Genomic DNA, 16101 nt, shown 5'->3' with positions numbered 1-16101 from the left:
GGTGCGGAGGAGGGATGCGGAGCGTTCGATAGGTGGCGATTTGGGCGCGAAATTACGGCAATGTAACCACTACGCCCGGCTGATTGCGCAGAGAAATCAGCCACCGGTCCGGGCCCACCGCAGTGATGGCTGTGACTTCCTCCCGGTTACGTGAGCCTCCAAGATCGATGAATACGGTACGCCCGTCGGGCAGCAGTAGCTGCAGGGCGGCCGCATCCTGTCGGCCCACCCGTGGGAGCACCTCGAGCCGGTTGCCGCCCAGTAGGATTCCCGCGGGGGTAGACACCGCCGCATTTAGGGTCGTGACCTGAGCCTCAGCGGGCAGTGGAGTTACCCGCCAGCTGCCGTCCTCCATCCGTTGCAATCGCGCGTGGGCCAGGGTGGCCGCGGTGCGGTGCGGGGGACCGAGATCGGGAAAATTCTCCCGGAATGAGCGTCGGCTGAAATCGCTATAGCTCAGGTTATTCCTCCGCCATCCGGATAACTGACGGGCCAGTTCGTCCTTGTCGGCCAGGGTGTATTCGCTTCCGTTCCACACGTAGGTGATGAGGGGATCGGGTCGGCCGTTTCCATCGATGTCTTCGAGATAGAGCCGCAACGGCTCAGCGGAGGTGGGCGATCCCAGTGAGCTGTTGAGCCCCCAGTTGCCGGCGATAATTTCGGTACGCCCATCCACTTGTATTGGAGTAAAGGATTGCCACCAGCCCTCGGTACCCGGAATGCTTTCGTAGTGCCACACCCCGTCAGTACGGGTACCGAAGCGCAGCGGCTGCCACATGCCGCCGGTGATGCGTGTGCCATCGGGTAAGTCTAGGATCAGCGTACTGTCCCCCACGGTAGCGCCGGCAAAGGGCTGGAGTGGTTCCCGATCAAAGCTGGCGGACCGGTCCGGCCAGTAGTCTACGGAGTCGGACGCAGTAACCTCATACGTGACCTCGGCTGCGGGGCGTACCGCAGCTCCCTGTTTGATCTTCAGTTGCTTATCTGATAGGGTCAACTCAAATTCTTCCGCCACACTCCCGTCACCCGCATACCGCAGCAAGCCGACGGGAAGCCCCAATTTTCCGGCTACGCCCAGGGTGAATACCGGAGCGGACTGCGACAGAAAGCCCCGCTGCACCCGCCGCTCCACGGCACTACGACTCCCATCCGCGTATAAAAATTCGTACCACGCCTGTCCGCGTTCGAGAAGGGAATCAATGATGCGTAGGCCGACGAGGGTATCCGCCCGGATCATCGGAACAAGCTTCGCTCCGGGGTGTCCTTCGAGAGCTACCGGATCGAGAAAAGTCGTCTGCCCCAGAAAGGTATTTTCGTACAGCATTGCGGGGGCATTGACGTTGTTGACCACCAGATCAAGGTCGCCGTCCCCGTCCAGATCGGCCGTCGCGGCACCGGTGGAACTGCCCACGTAGCCCAGCCCCCAGTCCGCTTCCCGGTAAGTAAGCGAACCGGTCCGTACGAACAATTGATTGGCGACGTGCCCGGTGGGCATCTGATCCACCACGGCCAGGTTGCTCGCCGATCGCGCCAGGGAGGAACTGATAAACTTAAGGTAATCCAGGTCGTTCGGCCGCCGTTCGATGCCGTTGGCCACGAATACCTCCGGGTGACCATCCAGGTCGAAGTCCTCCAGTAGCACCGACCAGCTCCAGTCGGTCGCCGCCAGCCCCGAAAGCTCGCCGATTTCAGAAAAGTGGCCCCGCCCCCGGTTCCACTGCACGTTGTTGCGGGGCAGTTGGTCGTAGTAACCCGATCTACGCTTGATCCGGTACACATTGTAGGCATCCGCACTGGCGGTAGATTTCAGGATCCGCTCGTCTCCCGGTCGCATATCCAGGCTCACGATGTCCGGCCAGCCGTCCCGATCCAGGTCGCCAACGTCGCTGCCCATGCTGAAGTTGGAGGTATGGCCCGTGCGTTCCCGGATGCGCTCGTCGAAACCGTTCCCGTCCCGGTTGAGGTAGAGGTAGTCGTTCTCCGAAAAGTCGTTGCAGACGTACACGTCGGGATAGCCGTTGCGGTCAAAGTCGCCGATCGCGGCGCTAAGTCCGTAGCCTATTTTGGACGAGTAAATGCCCATCTCCCCGGTCACGTCGGCAAACCGTCCACCATTGTTGCGGAGCAGGCGGTCACCGGCCAGAGAATCTGCTTGGGTGCGTTCGGTTGCCTCTCCGTAGGTGGCGTCGTTATGGACCGAGTGCCGCAGTAGATACAGGTCATCGTCTCCGTCCCGGTCGAAATCAAACCAGTAGGCCTGGGTATTGAATCCACTGAAATCCAGCCCGTAAGCCGCCGCTTGTTCCGTAAAGGTTCCGCCGGATTGTTGCACGAAGAGTTCGTTCCGACCGGTCAGCTCTCCGTAGCCCCCCACGTTGCAGACGTAGATGTCGGGTAGCCCGTCGGCATTGATGTCGGTGACGCTCACTCCGGTCGACCAGTTCATTGCTCCTGCGACCCCGCCCACGTCGGTTGCGTCGCGGAAGTGCCAGTTGCCTTCGTTGATGTAGTAGCGGTTAGGTGCCTGATTGTTTGTGAAGTACAGGTCGGGTAATCCGTCGCCGCTGATGTCGGTGGCCGCCACTCCTCCGCCATTGTAGTAGTACAGGTACTCCACGATGTTGAGCGATTCGGTGGGCGCCAGCAGGTTGGCACTCGTGACTCCGGTTTGCCCGCGTTCCACAAACAGCTTTGCCTCCGGGGCGGGGTCGCAGGTGCAGAGCAAGGTGGCGCAAAGCAGGGCGGGTATGGTGCGCAAGACGGCGTTCATCGCTTCTGTAGAATCACCGGAGCGGCATTGTTGCGGGCCAGCACGTAGCGCCCTCCGGATAGCCGGGCAATCCCCCGGACCTCACCCGCAACGTTGATGCCACTCCGCTCCGCCCGGACAGCGGTAAACCGGCCGGTCCCGTCGTTTTCGAGCAACAGGCCCCGCCCGGCATCGAAGCGCCCGATTTCCGGCTTGACGTAGTAAAAGTTACCGCCGAGGATCAGGTCTGGGTCCCCGTCTCCATCCACGTCGTCGGCAAGTATGGCCCGAACGGGCGTCTCCTGGGCGGCGGCGGGCAGGTACCTCACCTCCAGGCTGTCGGGTCCTTGGTTCATGAGCACCAGCGACCTGAGTTCGGTAGCGGCGTAATACAGCGAATTGTCCAACGCCTCCTTGCCGAAGATGTCCTCCATGGTCTTGTCCCCAAACTCAGCGTACTTCAGGTATTTTTTTCTCAGCCCCGGCATTTGCTTTACCAGGTCGTGGAGCAGCGCGGTGGGGTAAGCCTTTCCGTCTTCGTAGGTCGACACCAGTTGCTCGGCCGTTCCGTTTCCGTCGAAGTCGTTGACGTGCATCATGACCGGACTTTCCGGCGTGGCGCGAAAGCGACTGTTCAGGCCATGGTTGCCAAGGATGATGTCCTCCCGCCCGTCTCCGTCCAGATCGGCGATCGTCAGGGCAGTGTACCAACCGGTGAGAGTATTTACGCCCGGCAGACTGACCTCGATAAACTCCTCGGCAGTGACCGTAAAGGCCCGGGGAGCCAGGTATTCACCTACCACCAGCAGTTCCTTCCGACCGTCGCCGCTTACGTCTACCCAGCCGGCGGCGGTCACCATACCGACTTCCAGACTACGCTCCCTGAAAATTCCCTTCCCGTCATTGACCAACAGGTAACTGTCAGTTGGCACTCCGTAGAGTCCGGGCCGTATCCGGCCGCCTACGAAGACATCCACGTCGCCGTCGCCGTCGAAATCGTGGGGGGCTACGGTGCTGCTTACTACGGTCTGCTTTCCCGTCGGCAGCACTTGTGGACTTTTTCGCCAGCTTCCCCGCTCATTCAGGTAGAGCCGGTCGAGCAGCGCTGAAGATGCCGCCCCGAATTCGCTGCTGCCACTGGCTACGTAGAGATCCAGGTCGCCGTCACCGTCGGCATCGAAACAGGCGCAGGCAACGTCTTCCGCCGTTCGGTCGGCTTCGAAAAGCGGACCGGCGGTACGCTCGAATCCCTCCCCCCGGGAGAGGTAAAGGGCTCCGGCCTGGTCCCGGGCACCCCCGATGTACATATCCGCTTTGCCGTCGCCGTTCAGGTCGCCCGAGCACAGCGCCGGACCATCGGCACTCAGCATAAAGTAGGTGAGCGGATCGCGGTCGAAGTCGCTGTACCGGTTCTCCCGGTGCTGAAAATCGATGCCGTAATCAGCTGCCGCAACGGTCGTTATGGGGGTCGGTGGAGATTGCGGTTTGGGGGAAGCGGGCCGGCTACCCGTCTGATCCCGGGCGATAGTCAGGAGCTGATCGACGGCCGGGCTGACCACCGATGAGCGTTCGCCATCGGGCCATTCAATATCGATGCGGTCGATGTGGTCGATCTGTCCGAGTCCGAAGTGGAGGCGGTACTGCATGCTCGATTCGAAGCCCCGCATGGGCATAAATTCGAGGTAAAACTGACGGTCGCCGGATACCACGGTTGCCTTGGTGCCGACACCGAAGGGGTTCCCTCCCCCAACCCGGAATTCCAGTTGCAGATAGTGGTTGCCCGCGCTGTGGTTGCGGTACACGAGGGCGGCGGCGTTGGTGTTGTTGATAACGAGGTCGAGGTCGCCGTCGTTGTCGAGGTCGGCGTAGGCGGAGCCGTTCGTAAACCCTTCGAGGTCGAGTCCCCACTCCGCGGCGGCGTTTTCGAAGCGGAAATCTGCCTCCGGACCGAGGTTACGAAAGGCGAAGTTGCGGACCGGGTTGGAGGGGATGGCTCCGACCAGTAGTTCGAAGTCGACCTTTCCGGATTCCGTCACCTTTTGTTTGAACTCTTCGTCGGCGATGTAGTCAAGGAAGTCCCGGTTGGTGAGGTCCTGGTAGATGCCGTTGGCCACGTAGAGGTCCTTGTAGCCGTCGTTGTCCATATCGAAGATGAGGGCACCCCAGCTCCAGTCGGTCGCTTCCACCCCGCTCAGTCGGCCGATCTCGGTGAAGGTGCCGTCGCCGTTGTTTCGCTGCAGTACGTTGCGGGTAAATTGGTGGAAGTAATCGTTCTTCAGGTTGTACTGGTAGCGGTTCCAGTTCTCGAAGGTGGTGGCCTCCTTCATGCGGCGGTTGCTGGCCGGCAACATCTCGGTCACGAAGAGTTCGGAGTAACCGTCGTTGTCGATGTCGGCCAGGTCGGCCCCCATGCTGGCGGCACTGATGGAACTCATGGCGTCGGTGAGGGTCTCCCGGAAGGTCCCGTCCCGGTTGTTCATGTAGAGGTAGTCGCGTTCGAAGAAGTCGTTGCTGACGAAGATGTCCGGCCAGCCGTCGCGGTCCACATCACCTACGGTTACCCCCAATCCGAACCCGATGATCGAACCGTAGATCCCGGCACGTTCGCTGACGTCGTGAAAGTACCCGTCGCGGTTTTCGTAAAGTCGGTCACCCCCCACCGAGTCGCGCTTCGGACGCTCGTTTTTCTCCAGGTTAAAGGAGCCGATGGCCTGGTAGCTGTTGTTCAGGAGATAGAAGTCGAGGTCACCGTCGCGGTCGTAGTCAAAGAATACGCCGTGGGTGCTAAGCCCTTCGTTAGCAAGACCGTACGCATCGGCAGCTTCCGTAAAGGTTCCGTCCTGATTGTTAATGTAGAGCTCATTGCGCCGGTTGTCGCCATCGATATCTCCGGAGTTGCAGACGTAGATGTCCAGCCAGCCGTCGGCGTTGACGTCGGCCATGGTGACGCCCGTGCTCCAGGCCGCCTTTCCGCCAACGCTTGCCCGCTCGGTGACATCGTCGAATGTCATGTCACCCCGATTCAGAAAAAGCCGGTTCGGGACGCGATTACCACTGAGGTAAATGTCGGTGAGCCCGTCGTTATTCACGTCGCCCAGGGCTACGCCGCCGCCGTTGTAAAAATTGCGGTAGGTGTAGATATTGAAGTCCTCATCAAAGTCCAGAGTATTAGCAAACTCAACGCCGGAAACCGCGGGGGGCAGGGCTTCGAAAAGGGTCTTGCCGTCCCAGGGGGGAGCGTTGTCGGCTACGCGGGAATCATTGCACCCGGTGATCAGCCCCAGCACCAGCGTACCCGCCAAAAAGAGTGTGGTCGGTCTACTACTCATTAGTTACCACGTAGGTGAAGGGGGTCTCCGTCGAGTCCGGACAAGTCGGTGAACCGGCCCTTAACGGTGCTGTCGTCGGCGGCCCACAGCGCGAGGTGCATACTCCCGTTGACGTGAACGTACATATCGCCGAAGTGAGGATGGACGAGCTGGATAAATTCGACATTCTGGATACGGCTCATGTATTCCGCTACACGGGGCAGCAGCTGATCGGCGTAGGCGGTTTTGTTCCAGGGGGACCACTCATCGTAAATGAAGGTGAGCTCCATCGCGTCGATCCGCCGGGGATTCGTCTGCGTAAACACGGGCTGGAAGGTCATTCTTGCCGGCCGGTCCAGATCGTTTTTCAGTTCGTGGGCTACCTGGTTGCTGCCGCCCGCCATGGTGATGAGTTGCTGGCGATTCAATTCGGTGCACCGGTCGTAAAATTCCCGGTCCGTATCATTTAGGTGAATCCCCATCACGGTTTCCGCGGTGGATGGCTCCTCCTCCAGTCCGGCTTCTACGGCACGCAGGTATTGCCCCAACGGCGTGGTATCTTCCTGCTTGCAACCCACAAAGAAGAAGCACATAAACAGCAGTGAAACAGTGACTAGCCTCATTCGGTCTGTATTTTCAATTTAAGCAGTGTACCGCCGGAACGTGCAAGTATAAATTCATCCGGCGTCGTTTGACGAGTTTGCACCGCCACAATTCCCCTTATGTCTCCCCGGATATAGAGCCCCGTCTGCCGGGGATCTTCGGTCACGAATGTTCCGTCGCCCGTATTGCGGAGTACCAGGCCGATCCCACCGGCGTAAATGCCGAGCTCCGGCCGGCCAACAGACTGATTTCCCCCTACTAATAGATCGCTCGCCGTATCACCGGATTCAGGTGCGATGGGTTGCAGGGCGTAAAGCGGACCCAACTGTGCCTCGGCCGGCATAACTGCGAGTTTGGGACCGGCGGTCTTGTTCAGCACTACGAGCGACCGCAGTTCCGTAACCTCGAGCACGACGGAGCGCGCGAGTACATCTTCCGGGAATAGCTCCTCCATCGTTTTACCCTGGTAATCTTCGTACCGGGACAAAGACTTTCGAAGCCCGGGAAGTTGTTTGACCAGATCGTCGCGCAGCACCAGGGGATAGGCGCGCCCGTCGCCCGTATAGCGAGTCAAGATCTGTTCGGCCTTGCCGTTGCCGTCGAAGTCGTTGATGTACAGCCGCAGCGGCTGCTCCGCGCTGGCGTGCAACCGTGAATTTAACCCATGGTTTCCGGCGGCAAGGTCTATCCGTCCATCTCCGTCAAAATCGGCTGCCGCCAGTCCGTGCCAGAGCCCTGCGGTACCCGCTACCGTATCAATACGGGTGAGCCCCCCGAACTGGTCGAAATACAGGTAGCGTAGGGGCGACCATTCCGCGGCTATGGCCAGTTCGGCCCGTCCGTCGCCATCGAAGTCTACCCACCGGGCGTCAGTCACCATACCGAGGTCCGGCACGGGAATCGCCCGCAGACCGAGGCGGCCCCGGTTTTCCAACAGATAACTATCCGTTGGGACGCCGTACACACCGGGTTTGAGTCGCCCACCTACAAATAGGTCGGTGTCGCCGTCGCCGTCGTAATCGTGGGCGCGGACGCAGGAGCTGGCAACGGCCTGTTTGCTGCTCGGCAGGATTTTATCGCTTTTACTCCACCGTCCGCTCCCCTCGTTCACGTAAAGGATATCGAAAAGCGCGGTGGATGCGGCACCAAACTGGTTGCTGCCGTTGGCGACGTACAGGTCAAGGTCCCCATCCCCGTCGGCATCGAAGAAGGCGGCATCGACGTTTTCCGCGGCGGCATCTCGCAGGAATAATTCTTGGGCCACAGCGGTGTAGCTGCCGTCCACCGTGGCGATCAGCAAGCGGCCCACCTCTCCGCTGGCTCCGCCGACGTAGAGGTCCGTGCGGCCGTCCCCGTTCAGATCGGCGGCGGCAAGGGCGGGACCCTCATCATTAATGCCCAAAAAGAGGAGGGGATCGCGGTCGAAGTCCACGGCCGGGTCCTCGGAGGTCAGAATGACGCCATCTTGATCGCTTACTTCCGACAGGAGGTAGGTACTATGTCCGGTAGCGTCCCGTGCCGGCACCAAGGAGGGCCAGGAGGTAGGCATTCCCCCACCCCGTTCCACCTTAGTCACCGCGCTCGAATCGCCGCGAAGGTCGAATGCTTCGATCCGTCCATCGGGCCAGCGCACCGCAATCGAATCCAGGCCGAAGCGAGTGTGGATACGCCGGTCGACCGTACTCTGAAACCCGCGCATGGGGTGCAGCTGGGCGTAAGTGGTGGTGGTGTCGCCGTAGGCAATAAGTTCGGCTCCGATGGCCGCCGGGTTGCCGGGTTGATCGGAGTGTAGAGCGACCATCCGCGATCGTACGGTGGTGTTGTTGCGGTAAATACCGGCCCGGCTGTCCACGTTGTTGATCACCAGGTCGAGGTCGCCATCGTTGTCCAGATCGGCGTAGGCGGATCCGTTGCTGAAGGTAGGCTGACCGAGCCCCCAGTCAGCGGCGACGTCGGTAAAGGTGAGGTCGCCGTTGTTGCGGAACACGGCGTTGGTCAGTGCTTCACTCGGGATTTGGTCGATGAGGTCGGTAATGCCCTTTCCTTCCTGGAAGATCATGCGCCGAATGGCCGCCGGGTTTCCGTTGAAGTTGATGTAGTCCTGATCGAGGAGGTCCTTGCCAGTGCCGTTCGCCACGAAGATGTCGCGATACCCATCGTTGTCCAGGTCACACAGTAGGGCTCCCCAACTCCAATCGGTGGCTTCCACTCCGGCCATGCGTCCGATCTCGGAGAAATTGCCGCCGCCGCGGTTAAGCTGCAGCACATTGCGGGAAAACTGCTGGTGGTAGCCCCGGTCGCGGTAGAGCTGGTACCGATTCCACCCTTCGAAGGCGGCCTTAGTCTTGTAGCGTCGCTCGTCGACGGGAAGCATCTCGGTCACGAAGAGTTCCGGCAGGCCGTCGTTGTTGAGATCGGCCAGATCCGCGCCCATGCTTCCCTTGCTGATCTCGGGAAGGTGGTCCACCAGTTCCTCCCGGAAGGTGCCGTCGCCGTTGTTGTAGTAGAGGTAGTCGCGCTCGAAGTAATCATTGCTAACGAACAGGTCCGACCGGCCGTCGAGATCTACGTCTCCAACGGTCACTCCCAGACCAAAGCCGATGCTGGAAGAATAAATGCCCGCCGCGGTGGTCACGTCTTCGAATACCGTCTTGCCGGATTCAATCAGGAGGTTGCGAAAGAGCTTGTTGCCCCCTTCCGGATCGGGCACTTTTCTGAGCCCCTCCACAAGATCGTAGCCGGTAGTTGCCCGGGTGGAGTTGTTCAGCAGGTAGCAGTCGAGGTCGCCGTCGCCATCGTAATCAAAGAAAGCAGCGTGCACCGAAAGGCCGATTACGTCGAGTCCGTACTCGCTGGCCGATTCGGCAAACGTTCCGTCTCCGCGATTGATAAATAGTTCGTTGTGGCGGACGCCGGTCATACCGTCGATCCGCTCGCCGGCGGGTGGTCCGGCTTTGCACACATAGATATCCGCCAGGCCGTCTGCGTTTACGTCCGCAATAGAAACTCCCGTGCTCCAGCTGTCCGGGCAAGCCACACCGGCGCGTTCGGTGACGTCTTCGAAGCGAAAATTACCGAGATTTCTGTAGAGCCGGTTCTCAACCAAGTTGCCGGTAAAGTAGATGTCAGGGAGGCCATCGTTGTCGAAGTCGCCAATGCCCACGCCGCCGCCGTTGTAGAAGTTGCGGTAGGTATAGGGGTTGAGGGCTTCGGTATAGCGTAGGTCGTTGCTGAAGCTGATTCCCGTTACTTCCTGTCCGGGCGCTGTCATCCACGAAAACCGCTGGTCGGCGGCAATTTGGGGCTCGTCCTTGGGTTGACAGGCAGTGAAGGAGAGCAGACAGACGAGTATGATCGACGCTTTCGGCAAGGGAGGGCAAAGATAAGCACAGTTAGCAGCGGCGGTCTTCAATACCGCCACATATCCAGCAACTTGCGAAACACTTTGACGGTATTTTCGGCATCATCGAGGGCGCGGTGTGGTTCCCCCGTCCATTCAAACCCCTCGTGGCGTACAGCTGACGCAAGGCCACGCTTTTTGGGCAGCCCGCGGATCTCACGGTACTGCGCCTTGAGGTCGATCGAGGGACCCAGCCACCGATCGTCCAGTCCGTGCAGCTGACAGTCTCGCCGCAATTGTTGTTCGTCAAATCGCCCCCAGGCGGACAGCACGTACGGTTCGCCGTGAACGTCGATCCAGTCCTGGAAAGCAGCGATCACGCGGGAAAAGTCGCGGGCCCGGTTGATGTCCGGCTGGTCGATCTGGGTCAGCCGCCGGCAAAAGTGACTGAGTTGGGGGTGCAACAGCGGTTTGATGAGCCGACTGAACGCGCTGCCGACTTGTCCGTAGGCGTCTACTTCGAACGCACCTATTTCGATGGTTTCCTGGACCATTCCGGGAGGGCGACCTTCCCAGCAGGTCGCCTCGATGTCATAGACGATGAATCTCACACGTACAGAACGGGTAGCCCGGTACTACGTTCAATGGTACCGCGGTCAGAGGCGGGGCATCCGGCTTTTAATGTCGGCGTGGTAGGCCTTGCCCATTTTGAGCTGGTGATCGTCGAGTTCGATGACCCCGTCGGCAAAACTGATGCGGTTGACCTGGGTGAAGTTGACCAACAACCCACGGCTGGCCCGTACAAAGTCTCCTGCTTCCAGTTCTTCGGCGATGGTGGCCAAGCTGCGCTTCACGGCGAACCGCTTATCGCGGGTCTGGATGTAGGCGTAGTTTCCGTCGGCCTGGATGTAGTGAATATCGGTCAGGGGGATCTTGATGTAGGTGGTTCCTTCTCGGAGGAAAAGGTGATCCATTGGCTGGGAATTGAAAGAGTTCATAAGAGTTAGGTTTATTTCATTGTGGCTCAAAATAATTAAGCCACATAACTACGGACGCGCCGTCACCAATTTAGTAACGCTGGTCGCCAACTAATTGTACGATAATTTGGCAAGCGTGGATTGTGCCAACCTTGGCATAACGTAATTTTTTTTTATTTCGCATATGCACAATCTCCCCCTTTACCAGGTCGATGCCTTCACCGGCACCCTCTTTGGCGGCAACCCGGCTGCCGTAGTTCCGGTCCCCGACTTCCCCTCCGATGCCCTCATGCAGGACATCGCTACCGAGAACAACCTCTCGGAAACGGCCTTCGTAGCCATTCGTGGAAAGGGACGCTTCGACATCCGCTGGTTCACGCCCACGACCGAGGTAAGGCTCTGCGGACACGCCACGCTGGCAGCCGCACACGTGCTCTATCATTCCGGAGGGAAAGACCTGAAGAAACTTCGCTTTACCACCCGCGAGGCAGGCACCCTGGTGGTCACGCCGCAGGCCACGCCCGGCACCTACGTCCTGGCACTCCCCGTAGACAAGCCGAAAAAAACCCGTGCCTCCAAGAAAATTCGCGGCGCCCTGGCCGGCATCAAACCCGTAGAAGTGCTGGAGGGACAGGACGACCTTCTGGTCGTGCTCAAGAACGAGCGACAGTTACGCAAACTGCGGCCCAACTTTCACGTCATCGAAGGACTGAAAAAACGCGGCCTGATCGTTACCGCGCCGGGCGATGAGGTAGACTTCGTGAGTCGGTGTTTCTACCCCGCCTACGGCATCACGGAGGATCCGGTGACCGGCTCGGCCCACACCCTGCTCACACCCTTTTGGGCCAAACGGCTGAACAAAAAAACCCTGACCGCACGACAGCTTTCCAAGCGGGGCGGTGAATTGACCTGCGAGCTGCGCGGCAAAAAGGTTCGACTGGAAGGACAAGCCATTACTTACCTGGCCGGTCAGATCTTGCTGGACCGGTTGTAAATAATTGTCGACGGCGTGTGCTCCGATTATTACCCCTTGCTACTCGGGCGTACGCAATGCCTTCATCTCCTCCGCCGAGACGATCTGCACCGGCCGGTCGATGGTTTCCTCGAGGGATATAAAGGTTTCCGTTCGCTGAATGCCCTCGAAGGCCTGAATTCGTTGCAGCACGTCGCGCAGGTGGTCCGTGTCGCGGCACACGACCTTGGCGAAGATGCTATACACTCCGGTAGTGTAGTGCGCCGACACGATCTCCTGAATGCCCTTCAAATAGGCCGCGGCCTGGTTATAGAGTCCGCTGCCCTTTAAATAAATGCCTAAGAAGGCCACGACATCGTAGCCCAGGCGGGTATGATCGACGATGAGGGTTTGCCCCTTCACCACTCCCGCGGCGATAAGCTTGTTCATCCGCACGTGGATGGTGCCGCCGGACACGAACAGTTTTGCTCCGAGTTCGGTGTAGGGCCGTTTGGCGTTTTCCATTAGGAGGGCCAGGATCTTGCGATCGAGGTCGTCGAGTTCGTAGTTGACCGGCATGTGGGGGGACTGTTTCGTGAGTGAGTAAAAAGTGCTGCGTTCAGGTGGCCGTGACGCGTCCTACCCGAACGGGGACGCCTCCGGGATTGTCGATCTCCGCCAGCCTGAGCTCGTTGCCGGGTTCCAGCCACTCGGCGAGGGCGTCGGCGGTGGCGTCCTCGTAGTTGAGCCCCCGCTCGGGAGTTTCCATCCAGAGCAGGCAGACCAGATTGCGGGGGTTCTCGAGGCGACGTTCCGCCTCCGCCCAGAACCAGTAGGTCGATTTGGGTCGCGACCGCTTCACCAATCGGAAGTAGGCAAGCTGAAGTTCGATCCACCACTTCTTCCGCATTGCCCGGTTAACCACCCGGATCAGGCGCTTGGTGTCGTGAAACTTCTTACCGACGTGGGCCGCCAGCCCCTCCGGGCTGCGGCGCGTGCTCTTGTGGAGCTTACTACGGGAGCGGTAGTTTTTTACCTCCACCAGCCACAGGGCGTCATCCGGTGCCAGGCAGAGGAAATCAACTCCCTTGAGGCCGTGACCACTGACGCTCCGGTACGCGGCCGTTCCGTCAAATTTTCGAACGATCCAGTCGTCCGGAAAAGTCAGCATCAGATCGCTCTCCGTGAAGGTGTTCATCCGACCACGAAATTGACCATTCGTTTGGGCACGACGATCACTTTCCGTACGGTCTTGCCTTCCAGGTATCCTTGCACCTGCGTATCCGCCCTTGCCGCATCCTCCACGTCCTGCTTGGTCGCGTCGGCCGGAATGTCGAGGGTAAGCCGGGTTTTACCGTTAAAGGCGATGGGGTAAGTGAAGCTGTCCTCGACGAGGTACTTCTCCTCTACGTCCGGCCAGTCGGCGTGGTGCACGCTCCCCTCCCCGCCAAGGGCTCGGTAAAGCTCTTCCGACAGGTGGGGTGCAAAGGGGGCAATGAGGCGCACTGCGGGCTCGAGCACCGCTCTTTTGTTGCAGTTCAGCTTAGTCAGTTCATTGGTCGCCACCATGAACGCGCTCACGCAAGTGTTGAAACTTAGTTTATCGATGTCTTCGGTCACTTTCTTGATCAGGGTATGCAACACCTTCATTTCCTGTTTGGTAGGTGCCCCGTCCGACATCGTAAGTTGATCTCCCTCGCCTACGTAAAGGTTCCAGAAGCGCCGCAGAAAACGGTAGACCCCGTCGATCCCCGATACGCTCCAGGGTTTGGCCTGATCGATCGGACCGAGAAACATCTCGTACATCCGGAAGCAATCGGCCCCGTAGCGGGCGCAGATGTCGTCGGGGTTGACGGCGTTGTACTTGCGCTTGGACATTTTGCCCTGCTCGACGCTGAGTTCGAGGTACTGCCTCCCCTCGCGGTCGGTCTTCCAGGCGAATGCTCCCGCCTGCTGCAGGATGGTCCGGAAGTACGCCGCATCCTGGTGTTCCATCCGCTGGGCTTCCTCGACCGAGCTGCGGTAGAGCCGCATACTCGACTCGTTGTTCACGGACGTTTCGGTGACGAAGCGCAGGGGGGTAAGGCGGGTACCGGCGCTTCCGTCGAGCACCAAATGACCACTACCGACACCGTCAACGGATAGCGGCGTGCCCTCGGCAACGTCGCTGCTGACCCAGATCGGGTGGCGCTGACCGTCCTCGGTAAGCAAGACCCCGAGGTGAATGTAGCTGATGGGACCGCCGATCATGCCCTGGTTCAGGAGCTTCTTGTACGGCTCGGAGGTAGGTACCTTGCCCAGGTCGTACAGAAATTTGTGGATCAGGCGGCTGTACAGGATGTGACTGACCGCGTGTTCCGCACCCCCGACGTAAAGATCTACGTCCTGCCAGTAATTGACCGCCTCCGGGCTCACGAAAGCGTCCGAGTTGTGGGGATCCATGTAGCGGAGGTAGTACCAGTTCGAGCCGGCGGTGGCGGGCATCGTATCCGTTTCCCGGCGGCCCAGGGGGGTGTTCACCCACTCTTTCGCCCGTTCCAGCGGAGAGACTCCACTTACCGCGCGGAAGTCCTCCATCTCGGGGAGGGTAACGGGCAGTGCTTCGACGGGTACGAGCCGGGGCACGTCGTTTTCGTCGTACACGATCGGCCAGGGTTCTCCCCAGTACCGTTGCCGGCTGAAGACCAGATCGCGGATGCGATAATTTACCTGTTCCTTTCCTCGGTCCAGCGACTCGATCCTGCGGGTGGCGGCCTCGATCGCTTCCGGCACCTCCATGCCGTTCAGGAAGTCGGAATTGATGAGCTTACCCAGTTTGTCCTTCAGGGTAGCCCCGGGATAGTCGCTCTTGTCGACCACGTCGATGATCTCAATCCCGTACTTCTCAGCAAACCGCTTGTCGCGTTCGTCGTCGCTGGGAACGGCCATGATCGCGCCGGTACCGTAATCCTTTAGCACATACTCCGCGATGTAGATCGGCAAGCGGGCATTGTTGAGCGGATTGATCGCGTAGGCCCCGGTGAAGGCACCCGTTACCTTGTTTTCACTCACGCGATCCAGCTCGCTGCGGCGACCGACGTACGCCAGGTAATCATCGATTTCCTTCCGCTGCTCGGGCGTGGTGAGTTGATCGACCAAATCCAGTTCCGGTGCGATCACCATGAAGGTGGCCCCGAAAATGGTGTCGGCCCGGGTAGTAAAAATATCCAGCTGTTCGTCGTGCCCCTCGATATCGAAATGGACGAGTGCCCCGATCGACTTACCGATCCAGTTCACCTGCTGCGCCTTTAGTCCTTCGCTGTAGTCTACATCCGCCAAACCCGCCAGTAGCCGCTCGGCGTAGGCCGTAATCCGGAGGCTCCACTGCAACATCGGGCGCTGTTCTACGGGATGGTTACCGCGTTCGCTGCGGCCGTCCTTTACCTCATCGTTGGCCAGTACGGTACCCAGGGCCTCGCACCAATTGACGTAGCTGACGCTGCGGAATGCCAAGCGGTAGTTCATCAGCAGGTCGCTGCGTTCCTTTTCGGTCATGGCCTGAAACTCACGGGCCGTGACGATTTTTTCCTCCGTTTCGGCGGCATTGATTCCGTCGGTACCGTGCTGCTCCAGGTGAGCGATCAGTTCGGTGATGGGGCGGGCGCGTTGGGCGTCCCGGTCGTACCAGTGCTCGAACACCTGACCGATGATCCACTGCGTCCACTTAAAGTAGTTGGGGTCGGAGGTGTTGACGCTGCGGTCCCAGTCAAAGCTGAGTCCCAGAGTTTCCATTTGCTCGCGGTAGCGGGCCGTATTCGTGGCGGTGGATTCAGCGGGATGGACGCCGGTATCGATGGCGTACTGCTCGGCCGGCAGACCGAACGAGTCGAATCCCATGGGATGCAACACATTGAACCCCCGCTGCCGCTTGAAGCGGGCGACGATGTCCGAGCCAATATATCCCAGGGGGTGACCGACGTGCAGCCCCGAACCCGATGGGTAGGGGAACATGTCCAGGACGTAAAATTTCGGTTTTGCGGTATCCTCGGGGGTTGCGTAAGTTTTTTGATCCTTCCAGTATTGCTGCCACTTCTTATCCAGCACTTGTACGTCAAACTTCATCCAGGGGTATATAACTTAGTGAATGCGTAAAGGTACGGCATTGGGCGGGTGCGCAGGAGCAGGCAACCGGC

Annotated in this window: 10 protein-coding genes; 1 reads left to right on the top strand and 9 read right to left on the bottom strand. The window is 59.6% G+C overall.

Annotated features, from left to right (window positions below; all coding sequences use genetic code 11):
• Positions 1 to 52 precede the first annotated feature (52 nt).
• The 6 genes from GGR28_RS00940 to GGR28_RS00915 are packed head-to-tail and all read right to left on the bottom strand — an operon-like array spanning position 53 to position 10998.
• Positions 53 to 2770 (bottom strand): FG-GAP repeat domain-containing protein, encoded by a 2718-nt coding sequence (locus GGR28_RS00940; RefSeq protein WP_183493844.1) that lies wholly within the window; start codon positions 2768 to 2770, stop codon positions 53 to 55.
• Positions 2767 to 6078 (bottom strand): CRTAC1 family protein, encoded by a 3312-nt coding sequence (locus GGR28_RS00935; RefSeq protein ID WP_183493843.1) that lies wholly within the window; start codon positions 6076 to 6078, stop codon positions 2767 to 2769. The genes GGR28_RS00940 and GGR28_RS00935 overlap by 4 nt, the downstream gene beginning before the upstream one ends.
• Positions 6078 to 6680 (bottom strand): hypothetical protein, encoded by a 603-nt coding sequence (locus tag GGR28_RS00930; RefSeq protein ID WP_183493842.1) that lies wholly within the window; start codon positions 6678 to 6680, stop codon positions 6078 to 6080. The genes GGR28_RS00935 and GGR28_RS00930 overlap by 1 nt, the downstream gene beginning before the upstream one ends.
• A complete protein-coding gene (locus GGR28_RS00925) occupies positions 6677 to 10030 on the bottom strand; it encodes a VCBS repeat-containing protein (RefSeq protein ID WP_183493841.1) in 3354 nt (1117 codons plus the stop codon). The genes GGR28_RS00930 and GGR28_RS00925 overlap by 4 nt, the downstream gene beginning before the upstream one ends.
• Positions 10031 to 10068: 38 nt before the next feature.
• Positions 10069 to 10611, bottom strand: coding sequence for an exonuclease domain-containing protein (locus tag GGR28_RS00920; RefSeq protein ID WP_183493840.1), 543 nt, complete (start codon positions 10609 to 10611; stop codon positions 10069 to 10071).
• Positions 10612 to 10656: 45 nt separating this feature from the next.
• Positions 10657 to 10998, bottom strand: a complete 342-nt coding sequence (locus GGR28_RS00915) for a LytR/AlgR family response regulator transcription factor (RefSeq protein ID WP_183493839.1) — start codon at positions 10996 to 10998, stop codon at positions 10657 to 10659.
• Positions 10999 to 11161: 163 nt separating this feature from the next.
• Here GGR28_RS00915 and GGR28_RS00910 point away from each other — a divergent pair, with 163 nt between their 5' ends.
• Positions 11162 to 11971 carry a PhzF family phenazine biosynthesis protein gene (locus GGR28_RS00910; RefSeq protein WP_183493838.1) on the top strand — a complete coding sequence of 270 codons (810 nt, stop codon included), beginning with the start codon at positions 11162 to 11164 and terminating at the stop codon, positions 11969 to 11971.
• A gap of 39 nt (positions 11972 to 12010) precedes the next feature.
• Here GGR28_RS00910 and GGR28_RS00905 read toward each other — a convergent pair whose 3' ends face one another.
• From GGR28_RS00905 to GGR28_RS00895, 3 genes are read right to left on the bottom strand one after another with little or no spacing between them, the layout of a single operon-like run.
• Positions 12011 to 12508 carry an Lrp/AsnC ligand binding domain-containing protein gene (locus GGR28_RS00905; protein WP_183493837.1) on the bottom strand — a complete coding sequence of 166 codons (498 nt, stop codon included), beginning with the start codon at positions 12506 to 12508 and terminating at the stop codon, positions 12011 to 12013.
• 40 nt (positions 12509 to 12548) lie between these two features.
• Entirely contained in the window at positions 12549 to 13127 is a 579-nt protein-coding gene (locus GGR28_RS00900; protein ID WP_183493836.1) for a hypothetical protein, read from the bottom strand.
• Positions 13124 to 16030, bottom strand: coding sequence for a leucine--tRNA ligase (locus GGR28_RS00895; RefSeq protein ID WP_183493835.1), 2907 nt, complete (start codon positions 16028 to 16030; stop codon positions 13124 to 13126). Before GGR28_RS00895 ends, GGR28_RS00900 begins: the two co-directional genes overlap by 4 nt.
• Positions 16031 to 16101: the final 71 nt, after the last annotated feature.

The sequence above is a fragment of the Neolewinella aquimaris genome (assembly GCF_014197245.1).
In the GTDB taxonomy this organism is placed as follows: Bacteria; Bacteroidota; Bacteroidia; order Chitinophagales; family Saprospiraceae; genus Neolewinella; species Neolewinella aquimaris.
Note: the sequence above shows the minus strand (reverse complement) of the source record. Positions and strands in the feature narration are given on the sequence as shown.

What these genes read in the sequence shown, in the direction of transcription:
- GGR28_RS00905 (WP_183493837.1), bottom strand. Translation starts at nt 12,508, where the DNA reads ATGCCGGTCAACTACGAACTCGACGACCTCGATCGCAAGATCCTGGCC.
- GGR28_RS00930 (WP_183493842.1), bottom strand. Translation starts at nt 6,680, where the DNA reads ATGAGGCTAGTCACTGTTTCACTGCTGTTTATGTGCTTCTTCTTTGTG.
- GGR28_RS00900 (WP_183493836.1), bottom strand. Translation starts at nt 13,127, where the DNA reads ATGAACACCTTCACGGAGAGCGATCTGATGCTGACTTTTCCGGACGAC.
- GGR28_RS00935 (WP_183493843.1), bottom strand. Translation starts at nt 6,078, where the DNA reads ATGAGTAGTAGACCGACCACACTCTTTTTGGCGGGTACGCTGGTGCTG.
- GGR28_RS00895 (WP_183493835.1), bottom strand. Translation starts at nt 16,030, where the DNA reads ATGAAGTTTGACGTACAAGTGCTGGATAAGAAGTGGCAGCAATACTGG.
- GGR28_RS00915 (WP_183493839.1), bottom strand. Translation starts at nt 10,998, where the DNA reads ATGAACTCTTTCAATTCCCAGCCAATGGATCACCTTTTCCTCCGAGAA.
- GGR28_RS00910 (WP_183493838.1), top strand. Translation starts at nt 11,162, where the DNA reads ATGCACAATCTCCCCCTTTACCAGGTCGATGCCTTCACCGGCACCCTC.
- GGR28_RS00940 (WP_183493844.1), bottom strand. Translation starts at nt 2,770, where the DNA reads ATGAACGCCGTCTTGCGCACCATACCCGCCCTGCTTTGCGCCACCTTG.